The following is a 17186-nucleotide window of genomic DNA, read 5'->3' on the forward strand; positions in this document are numbered from 1 at the left end:
CTAAATTATATTTATAGCTTCAGTGTTGTGTTTAAAATAACTCCAAAATTTTCTAAGATTATTAGTGAACAATGTATTTTCCTTTAATCTATTTTTATGTGTAGCATTTAAACATAATCGATAAAAGTGTTTTTCTAATGATGAAATTCCAAGGTAAGGCATCAAAACAATAAAACTTATTAAAGTTTCATTTATAATTTTTTTAGCTTTTTCAGGAGATTTAGCACCTATTGTCTGTATATTATGCAGTCTATCAAATAACTTTATCAGAAGTACATCATGTTTCTTCTCTTTGTATAACATCTCTACCATTTTAGCAGAACTAATCTTTATACCATTCTCCTTAATCCTCGTCAAATCCATTACTTGATTGGCTATATTCTCTCCAAATTCTTGTAATATTTTCTCCTTGGTAAGTTCTGTATCCTCTATAGTATCATGCAATATACTAGTTACTAGTATATCTGTTCTAAATAAGTAATCTTGATATCACATATATGCTACTTCTATCGGATGTGAATAAAATGGTTCTCCTGATTGACGCATCTGACTACCATGATATTTCTTAGCATAGTATATAGTTTTCTTTACCTCCAATACACCCACGGTGGTACTTTGACTATACTATTTAAATATATTACTTTATCTAATAACTTCTTAGCATAAATACATATCTCAAACTCACCTTGCCAATTTTCTAAATCTTGCATAACAACAATGTTCTATTAATTTGCTTCATATCCCAAACAATCATATATATGATTACATATTTCAGTTATTTTGCCAAGAATAGATGTAGAATAATTGTTATAATTTAACTCTTCTTGACCATTAAATAATATATCTAGACTTGGTAAAATATCTTCTAATTCCTCATTAGTTATCTGTCTTTTACCATATTTTGTCTTCATTTCTGATATTGCACTTTTTACTGTTTTGTTTAACTCATTTATATATCTATTTTTTTCTTGTTCAGGAGATATATAAGGATTATTAGATAAAGCCTTATTGGTACCAAAAAACTGCCCTATTAATAATGTTAATAACGACAGATTATTAGGTATATCTATAGAATTTATTACAGTTTGTAAATTTCCTTGGTCATTACCAGGATCATCTATTAAAAGATAATCTGACAAAGATGACTTACTGTTATCTATATCATTATAATATAGATTATAATTTTCATTGTTATCTATATTATTATTTTCTGCTTCAGTTTCATGATTTTGTTTCTTTATTTGAGTATCAGATGGATGATTATTAAATTGTTTTATTAGTTTATAAATATCATTAAAGGATTTATTATTGTCGAGAGTAGCAGTATCTGCTTCTGGTAATAATTTAAAACTTAAATTAGATAATTTATTCCGAACCCAACTCCATAATCCATTATTAAATGAAAAACTTGGTTCTAATATAGATGCACTTGATCTTGCTACATTATATGTATTACTATTTGCTAAGTCATCATTCATATTAATTTGTTGTTCATCTATGGTTACAGATGCTGTTGCTTCTGAATTTTGCTTATCTTCTTTTATAGCACGACGCAAGCGTGGATTAGTACTACTCAATAACTCTTGAAAAGAATGGTTTTTACTATCCTGGAAATTAATCATCGTCTTTTCAGTTATTTTATCTAAAAAACAATTATTAATAAATAAACCATCTTTATATTTCGTGATATTAGCATTTTGTAACATACTATTGAAACAAATTGGCACGGTATCATTATTTTGATACTTTAATAAAATTATACTACTCAATGATTGATTGTAATTGCACGTAGCACAAATTTCATTACTTGTTATATTATAATAAACATTATTTATATTATAAACTGGTTCTATATCTTGATGATTGAAGTGATAAAATACTTTATAATTATCTCGTATAAATACTAATATATTATGAGTACTATCATAATTCACTTGGTTCTTACTGGTTATTGATAAATTGGGAGAAAAATTATAGTAACAATAATAAGATGCATTACATATTGGTATAATACCTTCAAATGACAAGTTTTTATTTATATGGTACTGTAATGGTTGATCATGATATTTTATTTCTTCTAAGTCTAATTCTCTTGCTTGATTATAAATTCTTAAAATATATTTATCTCCTTCTAATGACAATGAACCTTTCTTATCATCGTATAATTGACCTCGAATCTTAAAAACATTCCGAACATGATAATCGTTTTCCAATATAAAACTAAGATCATTATTAAAATAATAAGTACAAGACCACTTGCACAATGCTCCGCCAGGTGTTCTAAAATAAACATATTGCTCTTTTAGATTAGTAGATACATCTATACTATCAAAAAGATTTTGATTAATATGTTCTAATTTTACAGTATAGACTGGTATAGGATACTTCTCCGTATACTCATATACTAACTGCATATTATCATTATCCATACGTATAGGCATTATATCAAGTTTAGATGTAAATCCCGTACTAAGTTGATCAATATGAATATACCCTCCTAATATCATCTTAAAATCTTTTGTAGTTTCTTCTACCATTATGTAACCATTGTTCACACTCTTTGCATGTAAAATGGTTACATTATTAGCAGCAACTTTTAATTCACCTTGTATTACAAGATTGTATAGTACCAAATCTTGTTGTGTTTTTAAGTGTATAGTTGATACTATATTATCATTACATTGTACTTCCAGTTTTTGAGAGGACAATGTCTTGATATAATTATACTGATTGAATTTAATACTAGTAGAATGAGTATTATCTTTTATTTCAATAGGTGTGTTTAGGCAATTAAATTCATATTGGCTCGTGAAACAATTTGTACTAAATATATTACATCCAGTATTTAGTATAATATTTATGTGCTGTGTACCAAGTTCATTAGATAGCATAACTTTATGTATAGATGAATTACTACCATATCGACTAATTGTAAGATCATTATTATTTATATGATAAGGGTTCTCATTTATTTTTTTATCATATGTTGTAGAAATCACTTGTAATTGTTCTAGATTATTACCACTGTAGATCGATATATTACGTTCAATAGTAATGAATCTTATTTGATTTTGATTCATTAATAATGTTGAATGTTCTTGACTTGAATCACTTTTAATATATTTAAAACTATCTTTTAAAAATCTGAGAGAAATAGGGAATATTTCAACATTAGATTTCTGAAAAACTAAGCTTGTTGTATCAGGTAAATTATATAAGGTTGAGTTATTAATAATGATCTTCTCTTCTAAAGAAATTTGACTATCACCTAATGATACATTGAAGAAAATAGGAACTGGTTTTTCAGCATAATTCCTGAGTAAATTGTTACCATCAATGTTATCTTGTGGAAGAGCATAAATTTTATTTTCCTTTATTAGATAATTAACTTCATTAATTTGTATATTATTATCATGCTTAAAATGATGTAGTATAGTACAATTACTATTAGTGTCAAAAAATTCTATGGTATGCCAATTTCCTAATAAATCATTTTTATTAATGTAGTTATAATAAGCACTGATATTATAATTAGCATGTTTTAAAACCTTCTCAAATTTTAAACTATTTTCTAATGCTACTACATTATCATAATTTATTACCTCAATATGCTTATTATCTTGAGGTAGCTTATTTGTATTTTTAACAATCTCTAAGACAGACTTCTTATCTTCGATGGTTAGTATGCCATCTCTTTCATCTATTTTCCCTTTTATGGATATGATATTTTTTTTAGGATTATTATTAATCTTGCACCATCCTTGCACGGATCCTCTACTACTACAAACAAAAATAAAATACCGAGGAAAACCTCTATTAGTAAAGGTCATTTCATCTAATACAGATTGTAAATCATCTACTATAAAAGTATAATACGATTTGTACTCAGTATGTAGGCCCTTCATAGATAACGTAAAAGCATGCTTATTAAGATGTCGTGCTATATCTATAATAACATCAAAAGTGTTTTTATTCTTAATATCAATTCTGCTAATACTAGGTGCTGCTAATAATAGCTTAAATGTTAGTACATTAGGACTTACTTCTATTATATTATTATTGTGATGATGTTGTAGCATTGTAGCACCTTTGGCATATAATATTTCTATATTTGGAATATCTATAGTTAATTTCCCATTTATAAGAAGATGTTCTAAGTTAAGCTTTAAGTAATCTTTATTTTTTAAAACAATATGACTGGTGATATCATCTGAATAGATACTTCTTACTTGCATATCACTTGTATTACCGCTTATATAAGCGTTATATCCTTTAAAGAGCTTGCTATTTAAAAACTTTATACTTGTAGAGATAGAATTATCTTCTAATCCAAAAGAGCTAGTACCATCTAGGTAATAGTTACTAGCTATACGCTTGCTATCATCATTTAATATAAAATTATGATTTTTATTACCAAATAATCCAATCTGATCTGGATAAGGTTTATGATATATTTGAGCAGTAACCACATATGGACTAGTAGCATTAGTATTATTTTGTTGATGATTATTTAACTTATCTAACCTACTTAATCCTTCTTTAGTAAAATGTAATTTCATATCTCCTTCATTAGGATCAAAATTAACATAAATAGATTGTTGCTCTGTACTATTATTGTTACCATACAGTGCTGCAAGACCATCACCAGATATTTGTAATGCAGCAGTGTCAACACAATTGTTGTTTTGTTCATCACTAATTACAGAGGAAATTCTCTTATAACCAGAGTTCTTTTCTAAAAAGACATTATCCTCCATACAGAAATGACTATTTTGAGGTTTAAACTCAATCACAGTATTTCCTACCTGAGGTGCATCATATGACATTTTAGGTACTTTTATTATTACTAAACCATAACTAGTATTTATTTGAGTACTCAATCTATCGACTAAAGATAGGTTAAGGTCAACTAATTGTCTTTCTGTAAGTATTGATTGTAACTTATCTTGCTCAAAGCCTAAATTCATTAAGAACGCTTCACCAAATGAAATATCTAAGTGATACTGCTTACTTAAGGCTATTGCTCCATAAACTAATTGTTCTGCCATCAATCCTATCCATAATGGACCTAGTTCTAGTCCAAATAACTCTGCAACCATTAATCCTATGGTAAAATATTGCTCTCCTAATTGGTGTTTGATAATGCCGGCTTCTTCTGAATCAGCAGGCAAGTTATTTAATTGTTTATGTAATTCTATAATTGCATGAATTGTTAATATCTTAAATATAGGACTTGTTATTGGTAATTTTTTAAGTAATGCTATTCTACTTTCAGGTAATACTGATCCCAATTTACTTATTAGTGAATCATACATCTTATTAAAGGCCATATCTCCTAACATCATCTCACTAGTTTTTTGCAATCCTTCAAAATTACCAGTGTTCATTGATCTAATGATATCAGGCAAGAAAAATAATGTTTGACCAGTTATCCCAAGTGCATGAGCACGCGTAGCAGCTACAGAATGTAACTCCTTCACGCTCTGTAATGATAACTCTCTTAATTCAGATGAAATTTCAGGATGTTCCAACATTTTGTCTGCAATGATTTGCCAAGATAAATCAGATAAATCTTTAATAGTAATAGATTCTAATGTTTTTAACTTGTTGCTAACCTCGTTATGATAAGAATGTAGTAAACTTTTTGTACTTTCTGGCATATTATTAATATATGCAGTATCTACCCGGAAGTTATATTGTTTTACTAAATTAACTAAAGATTCACTTGCTTGTGGATCTAAAGATGATAAGACATTATGTAATTCCTCTACTCTAATAGAAATTTTTCCTGAATATTGAGCAAAAAAGTTCTCATGCAATGCCATAAGTTCCGGTACTGTACCATCTAAAAAGAATAACTCTCTTACTACTTTTGCTGGTATTTCCTCTATCTTTGAAAAAGATCCTTTGTCAAGTAATACTAAATCAGAAACAACTTGATCAGGATGCCAAAATTTAGCTCGTTTTATTCTACTGGTAATGATTTCCGGTACATTTGATTTTAAAGTAAACAAATCATATTCTATACTATTACTACGCCATTTAAAAAATGCTTCAGCATATAATTCTATATCTGTAAACCTTACTCTTTCTTTGGTTTGAAAGCTTTGTCTATAGTTCAAATCTGGACTATATATCTGATAGCGATTGCCATCATATGATACTAATAAGGAATGTTTACCATTATCAAATAACCAAGCACGACTTGATAAATCAATTTCTGCTCCTACTAAATCTAATATCGTATCTTTAGGGTATGTATTACAGAAGTCTTGTGCTTCCTGATAATGAGTTTGTAATAATTCCTGTTCTCGTAAACTATGGTTTATTTCTCCTTCACTAATTATATCTCCTATATTTAGTGCATAAGTAAGAACATTGTCCGGCTTGATGTTTGGATTAGTAGGTTCTGGATGCTCTGAAGCTACAAGATATGCTATTTGTGAATATAGTCTTGCACTGACTTTAGAAGATTCTGCGACATTTTCTTCCAATGGTTCATATGGAAATATCTCTTTAGTTTCTTCTTCTTGACATAGATCACGTTTAAGACGTTTCTTACTAGAAGTACGAGTAGAACAACCAGAGCCAGATGCTTGCAAATTTATATTATCTCTATGTTCCTCTAGATTTTCTAGATTAAACTTTACTTTTTTTATAGGTGAATCACCACCATCTATTCCTTTCCTTTTTAATATACCACTCGTACCAGCTTGCTCTCCAATACTTACTCTACTATTTACTTGATCTAAAATACTCTTATGTATTTTTTCATATTCTATAGAAGATTCACCCATTATTTCTTCTATCTCATTATCTTGAGCCTCACAAGGAGCATTACATTCGATACTTAGTTTTATTATTTCTATCAGATTACTAATATTGATTAATAATTGAGAATGATACCATTCAGGTATATCATCAGTAATCATGCGTAATTTTTTTAATTCTTCAGATCCTAATTTTAATTGTTTTTTAAACAAATCTGCAGTATCTTCACTATCTGTTATAGGTAATATTTTAAGTTGATTTTTATTTCCTTTATTGGATAACTTCAATAAAATTACGGAAGATATAATATCTTGTTCGTTTGATCTTTCTATTACAACATAAAACTTGTCACTAAATACAATTTTGTCTTTAGTTTCTCGTATTAATTCTTGTTTTAAATTATCTATGCAACTGTGATATTGATCTGAAGCATCTATTAAATAAACCTGTTCTATATTTTTTTGTGGTAAATAATTCTGAAGTATTAATTTAATTTTATCAGCTGTATATTCAATTTTAATTGGTGCTTGTTCTACTTTTTCCAGTATCACATCAACATCTTCATCTCTTCCTGGCGAAAGAGCATCAGATGAAGAACTTTGATCAAATTCACTATGATCAGCCCCTGAATCTACTGTCTCAGGATTGTTTGCTATATATTCACTTAACTTATTCTTTAAACTCTGTTTTTGTTTTCTAGTTAATTGTTGCTTTGAATCAATTATCTGCTCACCAAATTTCTGCCTATTAAAAAACTCTTCTTTAAATGATTTATAGTCATTTGACCCATTACTATCTAAGAGTGAACGCAACCCTAGATTTTTATCCACATTCTCCAGTAATGAAAACCATACTTTAAATAATCTTCTTGCATCACTGATAACAACTCCAAGACTTTGAGGAGTTAATTGATTTTCAGGAGGTAAATCGATAGATTTACAATATTCAGGTAATATCTCATTAATTTTTTCTTTTAAATTATTAATTGATTGTATTTCTCCATTCTTAAGACTTTTGATTAATTCATTAAATTGTTTATTTATTTTTTTTATTAAATTACCCTCTACTCCATAAGCTGTAGCTTCCTTTACTGCTCTAAAAGTAGCTTCAACTCTGGTATTCCACTTATAAAATATAAAAGGTATAATATATTTCTCAACTATATATCGTTTTTGCTCTGGAATTTTATTATCAAAACCAGATATTTGATCTTTTATCCAGTCAAATTCTGAAGTGTGTTGTGGTTCTCTCCTTTGCTCAGGATTTGATATACTATCTTGCAAATATTTTCCATATTGGTGTAGTAAATTCTTGACCGTATTTTCTGTAAGCTCTTTGTTTTTGAGATTTTTCTCTAAAGCTTTAAGGAATGTGGATACAGGAACAGTATGATTGTCTTGTGTACTACCACTTCCATTCCTTCTTATTGATACTTTATCGATAGTTGCTTGTTCATTAACTTCTATATCTATATTAAGATTATTAATACCATATAATTTTATTATTCTAAGTCCATGCTTTTGATTGGCATTATTATCAATTTCTAATAATACTTTATTAATAGGCTTATTTAATTGCTCTTCTGCTTGATGTTTAATCTTTTTAATTAGTTTATTATATTCTGTCCGATCATTTGTGCTACTATCACTGGTTCTGTAACTTGTATCTTCACTTTCAGTATCGCTAATAACCTCATGTATTACTCCTTGGTTATAGATTTGCTCTATATATTCTCCTAGCTTACTATCTGTTAATCCATTATTTTGTATTATATTTTTTATGTCATCTATAGTAATACCACGAGTAACTTGATTGTTATATCCTGTATCTTTTAGATAATCTTCAATTATATTTAACCTGTGCTCAGGTATTTTATTAGATATTTCTTGTTTAAATTGAGCATCCGTAATCTCTTTAACGTTGTCTATATCTAGACTTATTTTTAAATGTTCTGCTATAGATTTTTTTATAGTTTTACGTAGTTGTTGAACTGGTCTATTAACTTCTTGTCCAATTTGTAGTGATTTATATCCTTGTTTATATTTATAATATAATAGGATGATTTTTTCACTATCTTGCTGACTTGTAAAATAATCTACGATTTGTGCTGCTTCTAATTTTAACTGCTCGTTTAAAGCTTCTTTAACTAACTTCTGAGCTAATATATTTGGTTTATGTTGTTTTAACTGTTTATATAACCATATAGCACTTACTTTACTTCTATTAGCTATTAATTGATCACCACCACGAACGTTTAATTCAAACCACTCCTTAATTTTAGATAAATTTGACTCATCATCACTAAAATATTTTGTAATAGCACTATATAGTGACTCTATAACTAATGAAATTTCTCGACTCATTTTATATAAATCTTTAGTATTACTTATTAAAAATTAAGATAACTTTAAATAGTGGATAGCTGCTCATGATTATCTGTAATATTACCAGTTAATTTTAATTCAGAATTTTCTTGGTCATAATTTGTAACATCAATCAGTATTTCAGTATCAATCTTGTCATAAGATATAGGATTAATTATATTACCCTGATCTTTTACAACTATATCTATGTTCCCAATTCTTTTTCCAATTAAACTTGTTAGCTTTAGTTCAGGATGAGCCTTATAAAATCCTAAAACATCAACATCACATTGAGAAAAAGCTCTAAATGCAATTTCTTGATTTTCCTTTAAAAGAGTAAATAAGTTAGGGGAATAATTTATTAAAAAAACATATCCTTCAATAATTTTATCTAATGACTTATGTGATTCTGTATGATTACAACTTGTATTGTTACAGTTATCATAATGATGTTTACTTAAAACTTGATTTCCTAAATTCTTTACTATTATTTCATCACAATATTTATCGATTAGTTCCTTAAATTTATCAGAATCTAATCTATTAGTATTAAAATATCTCTCTTCCCATATTTTTTGATCCCAATTCCAAGATGTAATGCATTGTTCAAAATATTCTTCAACTTCATCTTTTTCTTTTGTTTTAACTTTAAATTTATGTTTTTTTCTTCTTATTGTATGACCTTCATTATCTTCTACTACCGGATCCCAGGATACTGCTTTTTTTATGTTGGCACTTGCAACAAATTCATCTTGATTCTTATCAACTAAGCTTAATTGATCTATTTCTTCATCATCAGTTAATTTTAATCCATTCAGTAATTCTTGATGTGATTTTTCATATTCTGCATAAGGAGTATTCATGATTTCTATAATCTTATCATCTGGTATTTGGTGAGGTGATTTATATTTTATACTTAATTTTATTATTTCTATGAGATTGCTAATATTGATTGGTAATTGAGCATTATACCATTCAGGTATATCATCAGTAATTATGCGTAATTTTTTTAATTCTTCAGACCCTAATTTTAATTGTTTTTTTAAATTTTTTAATAAATCTACAGTATCTTCATTGTCTATTACAGGTAATATTTCAAGTTGGTTTTTATTATACAGTTTTAGTAGGATCGCAGAAGATATGTTTTGATCTTGATTAATAGATTGTTCAATTATGACATAAAATTTATCATCTGATACTATTTTATCTTTAGTTTCATATATTAATTTGGTTTTTAAATTATTTACAAAATTATAATATACATGATCCTCTATTACTTTAAATAAGTAAATATCCTCTATGTTTGCATTTGGTAAATAACTTTTTAATAATGATTTAATACTTTTATCAGAATACATTGTACCTGATACGCTAGAAGTCTGGTAAATTATACCTTTTTCAGCATTATCTTCTAATTTTCTTTTCTTATTCATTATATTAATTTGTATACTCTCCTTGATTACACAATCCAATTTTCTTTTAGTCATGTTTAATCACCATGAAATAAGTTTTAAAAAATTAAATCATCCTATTGCCATAATTTTAGTATTAAAATTATTAACTGTAAATTTATTTTAATAAACATTAAAAACTCAAAAATTATTGATAATCTTACAAAATAATTAAAAAATCAAGAAGTTCTGAGACCTATACCAAACCTAATTACTATATTATTGATTTATCCTTTACTATAACGACTCTTAGCAAAAGAACTATCTATAGTAACACTAATAGATTTAGCAATCATATTAACCTTCAGTTAATTCTTGACTCATATATTTTTGTTTTTTGTAGCAATCTAATTCTGTATCATGAACAATAATCTTTAATATCTCACCTTACAATTCTATATTCCTGATACTATTAACTTAGTTTAATCCCATATTGTGATGCGTGATTAAGAGAGATAAATTATACTGTATTATTGTTTGGGGCAAAAGCTATCGGTAAAATCAAAGATATTCACATAGAAGATCCAGTAACTTTAACCAATACAAAAGAATTTTTAAGACAATGTTTTATGAAACCTTACATCATCGGCAATATTTTAGGTAAAAAAGCAGAAGCACAAAGAGCTAGTGACATCATTGCTTTTATCGAACAAAATATGCCCAATAATTTTGGTATTTATTATAAAGATCCAAGTAATTCTGCTATTTCTTTTAAAACCTGCAGGCAGGCAACTCCTTTAATTAAGGTAGCCATTAATAAAGAATTAAATGATGGCTTGTTGACTCAATTTGCAAATGATATAGGTATTAGCTCGGGTAGGCAAGAGATATTAGCAAGTAGATTAAAAGCTATGACAATGACATCTGATACTTTAAAATATCTTAAAAAAGAGCAAACAGATATTCACCAGTGGATGAGGCAAGCCATGCTACTTAATGCTAATCGTGAGGCTTATGATGATTTAAGAGAGAAGTTTTCGCTATCTAGAATATATCCTCAGCTAGTTAGTATGAATGCTACTCGCGGGTTATTTCAGCAATCATTTTCTTACCTAGTTGCAGGAGAGATGGCAGCAAATATAATGCCTATCTTACAATCAGTATTTTTTGCCTTGGTGATTTGTCTCATTTTCATAGTATTTCCAATGTCGCTGCTGCCAGGCGGTTATACTATCTTTAAGACCTGGATCATCTTAATTATTTGGGTAACTAGCTGGCCAGTGTTTTTTACGGTGATCCATTGTTTAGGAATGATTAGCCTAGCTGGTAAAGGCACAAGTCACCTTACTGGTTTAAATATCTTATCGCAGGGGAGTTTTTCAGAAATGGTGCTGCATGAGTTTGCAACGTTTCAGATGCTAGCAGCTTCAGTTCCGATGTTATCCTGGGCAGTATTAAAGGCGTGTGCCCATGCAACTACTACTTTGGCCAATCAATTTTCTCCAGTACCGGTTGCAAGTAATATTGGTACTAATATTGCTGATAATAACCTCTCTATGGATAATTACAACATCGGTAATAGAACAATTGCCCAGCAAAATCTTACCCCAACTTTACAATTGGCAGGAGGAATTATTGATGATGGGGGAATGAGAGTGACCAGTACTGATAACGGCAGACAAGTACTAACTGAGGCAGTAGACTCCTTAGTTAACAATTACCGCTCCTCTAAATTATTGCAAGATAGTTATCAAAGCCAGTTTATGAGCTCACAAAGTTATCTTGACTCATTAAATGATAGATATAGTGATTTAACTACTACAGGAAATTCTATAGCAACTGAAATAGGCAAAAGATTAAGCTATGAAGAGGCAAAATCCATTGGTATTACTGATAGCCAGTATCTAGCCTTGCAGCAGATGAATTCAGATAGCATCGCTGCTACTGATCATATTAGTAGTAGTAATAGAAAAGGCACAGGTACTAGTGCTGATATAGGTTTAAATATTCCTAGTCTGGGAGGAACAAAAGTTGCATCACGTAATGATCAAGAACAAGATCAAGGTAAATCTGTTAACCAACAGCAATCATATAATGAAGCATTGTCCAAGATTAAAAGTGCTACTAAAGATGGCAGATTAGGTCACACAAATAGTGATCTGCATTCACTTAGTAATAATCTAAATAATAATTTTTCTGAGCAACAGTCTGTAGGGCAAGAAATAGCAAAAACCAAACAAAATATAGAGCAATTAAGCTATAATATGAATTTATATATCACAAAACTCCGCTTCCATTGATCGTAAGTAATTTAAATGAACCGGTATTAAATAGCATCATTGCCAAAAATATTCCTGGCGTAAGTAGTAAAGAACAGGCTGCTATGTGGGCAAGTACTCACCAACAAGAAGCTGAACAAATAGCTTTAAACATAGCTAAAATTAATAATACTATACCGCAAAATTTAAGCTCTACAAGTAGATCCCATATTCCATCTAAAGAAAGCTTGCGATCAAGTTTTGATAAAAAAACTAAACAGTTAAATGATCAAGCGGCTATTAGTGGTATTGATGATAGAAAAAATGATATTTATGATAAAAATGTAGAACAAATGCTAATTAATAATGTAGATAATAATGAAGTAGAAAAAGTAAAGACTCTAGAGCAGTTATCTGATAAAGTAAAATATAAGAGGGAACAGCTTGAAGATGAATTTAATAAAACTCCTAAATCAACGATTATAAGAACTGGCCAGCAAATAGCAGATAATATTGGCATTAGCGATAAGGCGATAAAGAAAAGAAATATTAAACTACCAGGCTATAAAAATGAAAATAATTAAAAAGAAATCTATACAAAATATCACAAAATTAGCATTCATATTTATCTTACCATTAATATTTTTTAGCAGTGCTTTTGCAGAAAATACCACTAGTATTGTTAATGAAAAACCACAACCAATAGATCCACAAAGCAAGATTCAAGATCCCAATATTTTAGCAGAAGAGTATTTTAATATTGGAAGATCTCTTTATAAATTAGGTCAATATGAAGAAGCAATAGAACAGTATGATCTTGCACTGCAATATAACCCAAAATATCCCGAAGCTTATTATAATAAGGGATTACTTTAATAAATTTGGGACAGCATCAAGAAGCAATAGAAAATTGTAATTTAGCAATTAAATATAAACCAAATTATGCAGATGCTTATAATCATAAAGGCATATCTTTAATGTATCTAGGACAATATCAAGAGGCAATAAAAAACTACGATACCGCTCTAAAATACAAACCAAATTACATAGAAGCATATATTAATAAGTCAATATCTTTAAACCTTTTGGGCAAATATCAGCAAGCGATAGAAATTTGTGATATGGCTCTTCGCTATAAAAGCGATGATATGGTATCTTACCATAATAAGGGTATTGCCTCTGAAAAACTAGGCAATTACCAAGAAGCCATTAAAAATTATAACCTAGCTATTCAGTATCAATCTGATTATGCAGAAAATTATTTAGCAAAGGGCATTGCATTATTACGCTTAGAAAATAATAAAGAAGCTAAAAAGAATTTTAATTTAGCACCTTAAATATAGACCTAACATTATAGGGGAATATGAAAAAATAATTAAAAGTTTAAGAAAATTAGGTAATAGCCGTATGGCTGATTATTTGGAAGAAAAATTATAAATACTCAAAAATAATTTATAAATTTAGGTAAGTGAAGATTATTTGTGTTAGTGCCGGCAACAATTTACACTATAGTTAATTACTCATGAGTTACCAAAATCAAAATGATTTTACTCGGGGTTCTCAGATTTTTGCTCTCATCAGATGAGAATGCTCGGGCAAGGCAGTATTAATGCTTTAATGATTGGCTTGGTATCTGTTTTAGCGTGGTTGATGTTGCGTATATTTCAGAAATTATCTTTACTGAGTTTATATTATTTTATCATAAAGCGATATGTACAATTAAAACTTGCTATAGGGCAGCATTTTTATCCATTAGAGCAAATAGGAATCAAATTTTATTATTTAGAGCAAAAAGTTTGGGTATATCGTCATGCTAAAGAATTTATTCATAAATTTTGGCATGTTACACCCTATGGGCGTCATATTAATCAATTTGGAAAATTTTTATTGTATTCAGCCTTGCAAGAAATAATTATTGTTTTTACTATAAGTACAATCATCTCTATCCTCTTTTTTGCTCGTAAAGGCAGTAAAGCTGTGATAAAAGATAAGCTTAGGGGAGCAGATTTTATAGAAGCTAAAGCTTTAGCAAAAATGCTTTATAAAAACAAACAAGCTTCTAACATTTGTTTTTCTGGGTTGCCATTAGTGCAAAATAGTGAAAGAAAACACATTCTTATTACTGGTACTACTGGTAGCGGTAAAACCAATATGCTAAATGAGCTATTACCTCAGATTAGGAAAGAGTGTGGTAGAGCGATTATTGTTGATTTAACAGGTAGCTTTCATAAGTTTTTTGATCCTAATTTTGATAAACTGCTTAATCCATTTGCAACAGGGAGTGAGCACTGGCTACCATGGAATGATTGCAACGAGATTTCTGATTTTGATGATATAGCAAGTAGTTTTAGTAGTTATAATCCTAAATTAGATGACTTCTTTGCTAAAACTGCTGAATTAGTGTTAGCTGAAGGATTGAAAATATATCAAGATAGCAAAGATATTAAAAAGTTAATTAATGCTATAACTTACTCAAGTAATAAAGAATTTGCTAGGATTTTTAAGGCGACTGCTGTATCAGGTATTATAAGCAGTAGTGCTCCTGAAACATCTGCCAGTATTCAGGCAACTATTAGCAAGAATATTGCCTCATTAAAACATTTGGAGCCTAATGGTAGTTTTATATTAGAAAATGGTTTAGTGAAGAAACGGGCTGGCTATTTATTACAGCTGCTCCTAATCAAAGAGTCACGCTAAGACCACTTATTGCTGCATGGATTAGTATAGCGATAAAAGCATTAATGGATAGAAAGATCAATAATACCAATCAAAATATGTGGTTTATTATTGATGAGCTACCAAAAGATATCTGCACTGCCTATAGCTTTAGCTGAAAGCAGGAAATATGGTGGTTGTTTTGTTGCTGGTGTGCAGAATATTTATCAATTAGAAGAAATATATGGTTTTGCAGGAAGTAATTCAATGCTTGATCTATTTGGTAGCAAATTTATCTTCCGAGTAAGTGACCAGAAAACGGCTCAAAGATCTGCTTTAATGCTTGGTGAGCAAGAAATTATTGAAACTCAAGAAAACCTCTCATACGGAGCCCACTCCATGCGTGATGGAGTAAACATGCATCACGTCGAGCGAAGAAAATTATTAGTCATGCCATCTGAAATCATGAATTTAGAAGATCTTACTTGTTATGTAAAACTTGCTGGTAATTTTCCTATTACGAAATTACAAATGAATTTACAAACTTGATTTGAATGTAAAAACCATTTTAATAGCATTTTTAAACGATTTTAATTATTTGATAAGGAAACCTAAACACAAAAAATCGTATTATAACACCCCTTAAAATCGCTAATTTACCATTATGAACTTTGTTACTAAGGCGGTATTAAAAAATTTTATCGATTTAAAATAAACTATTAATAAAGCAAACACTATCAATAATATTTTATGATAAAGAACGAATAAAATCTTCTTCAAGACCAGTAACACTAGAAATTAAAGAAAAATTACAACCTTGAGATAGCATTTTTCTTGCTATTTCTACTCTTTCCTCAGCTTTTCCTTTCATTGCACCAATTTGAATCCCCTCAGCTTTTCCTTCAGCTTTTCCTTCAGCTTTTCCTTTTTCAATACCTTTTTCAATGCCTTGAATTATGCCATGCTGAATACCCTCATCTATGTATTTTTGTGCTATTGTTCTCATAATATTATCTTTTTCTTCTGTTGATAAATGCTTAACTATTATTTGTTCTAATTCTTGCTGCTTCTCTTCAGAGATCTTAGCATCAGTATACCATAAAAACGATCTTAAGTAAATATATCCTGATTCCTTATCCATTATTAAACTTGGTTTAAATCTAGTTAAAAACTCATCCCATAGTTTTAGCATATTCCTTTGGTATATATGCTTTAAAAAATACTCCATCATCCCAAGATGTTTCTTCTTCGCTATCTCATCATCAGACTGATTTTGCAAATCTACTAGTTGATAATCCTTAACCATTAGTTTCTTTGCTTGCTCTGGTTTTGTAAATAATTCCCAGAAATTTCTTGGTGCACTATATACTTCAGAACCATTATATATTAACAATGGACAAATTAATGGTAACTTCTCTTTATTTGTCATATGACGCTCACATAGAAGCAGCATATATTTCCATAATCTTAATGCTATCCAATAATCACAACTAGATTGAGCCTCTATTAGTACATAGACAAATGCTTTTTCTTGATCTTTAGTTTTGACTGAATAAATTATATCACTATATTTTCTTTTTAAATCATCTTCAACAAATGACTCTTTTTCTACTGTTATTGCTTTTAAATCTATTAATTCCTTAAAATCTGAGGGCAAATAATGTGCTAAAAATTCCTGTGCTGCTATCTTCTCAGTTAGAATCTTCTTTACTAAAGCATCATGTTTTAATTTTTGTGCCATATACTTA

At 29.0% G+C, this 17186-nt stretch carries 5 protein-coding genes and 3 pseudogenes; 4 read left to right on the forward strand and 4 right to left on the reverse strand.

Translation table 11 applies throughout. From position 1 onward, the window contains the following. From AB1146_RS07330 to AB1146_RS07340, 3 genes and pseudogenes are all read right to left on the reverse strand, one after another. Nucleotides 1–710 (reverse strand): annotated as a pseudogene (locus tag AB1146_RS07330) (HD domain-containing protein). A gap of 15 nt (nt 711–725) precedes the next feature. Beyond that, nucleotides 726–9134 (reverse strand): hypothetical protein, encoded by an 8409-nt coding sequence (locus AB1146_RS07335; RefSeq protein ID WP_010422301.1) that lies wholly within the window; start codon nt 9132–9134, stop codon nt 726–728. A 44-nt stretch (nt 9135–9178) separates the two neighbouring features. After that, a complete protein-coding gene (locus AB1146_RS07340; RefSeq protein WP_355403887.1) occupies nt 9179–10567 on the reverse strand; it encodes a hypothetical protein in 1389 nt (462 codons plus the stop codon). Nucleotides 10568–11055: 488 nt separating this feature from the next. On the opposite strand from AB1146_RS07340, the pseudogene AB1146_RS07345 reads away from it, so the two are divergent. The 4 genes and pseudogenes from AB1146_RS07345 to AB1146_RS07360 all read left to right on the forward strand — a co-directional run. Next, nucleotides 11056–13367 (forward strand): annotated as a pseudogene (locus tag AB1146_RS07345) (conjugal transfer protein TraG N-terminal domain-containing protein); the annotation flags it as partial. Further along, entirely contained in the window at nt 13354–13659 is a 306-nt protein-coding gene (locus AB1146_RS07350; RefSeq protein WP_232203692.1) for a tetratricopeptide repeat protein, read from the forward strand. The pseudogene AB1146_RS07345 and the gene AB1146_RS07350, both read left to right, overlap by 14 nt. Before the next feature lie 5 nt (nt 13660–13664). Then, complete coding sequence (locus AB1146_RS07355) at nt 13665–14120, forward strand: tetratricopeptide repeat protein (RefSeq protein ID WP_232203693.1); 456 nt, start codon at nt 13665–13667, stop codon at nt 14118–14120. A gap of 185 nt (nt 14121–14305) precedes the next feature. Continuing rightward, nucleotides 14306–15987: pseudogene (locus AB1146_RS07360) on the forward strand (type IV secretion system DNA-binding domain-containing protein). A 199-nt stretch (nt 15988–16186) separates the two neighbouring features. Here the strand turns inward: AB1146_RS07360 and AB1146_RS07365 are convergent. Then, a complete protein-coding gene (locus tag AB1146_RS07365) occupies nt 16187–17179 on the reverse strand; it encodes an Rpn family recombination-promoting nuclease/putative transposase (RefSeq protein WP_010422284.1) in 993 nt (330 codons plus the stop codon). Nucleotides 17180–17186: the final 7 nt, after the last annotated feature.

This window comes from Rickettsia helvetica, from assembly GCF_963970025.1.
Taxonomy (GTDB): Bacteria; Pseudomonadota; Alphaproteobacteria; order Rickettsiales; family Rickettsiaceae; genus Rickettsia; species Rickettsia helvetica.

Bases quoted from the DNA above. Each gene is read 5' to 3' on its own strand.
- AB1146_RS07365 (WP_010422284.1), bottom strand. From the start codon at position 17,179: ATGGCACAAAAATTAAAACATGATGCTTTAGTAAAGAAGATTCTAACT.
- AB1146_RS07350 (WP_232203692.1), top strand. From the start codon at position 13,354: ATGAAAATAATTAAAAAGAAATCTATACAAAATATCACAAAATTAGCA.
- AB1146_RS07335 (WP_010422301.1), bottom strand. From the start codon at position 9,134: ATGAGTCGAGAAATTTCATTAGTTATAGAGTCACTATATAGTGCTATT.
- AB1146_RS07340 (WP_355403887.1), bottom strand. From the start codon at position 10,567: ATGAATAAGAAAAGAAAATTAGAAGATAATGCTGAAAAAGGTATAATT.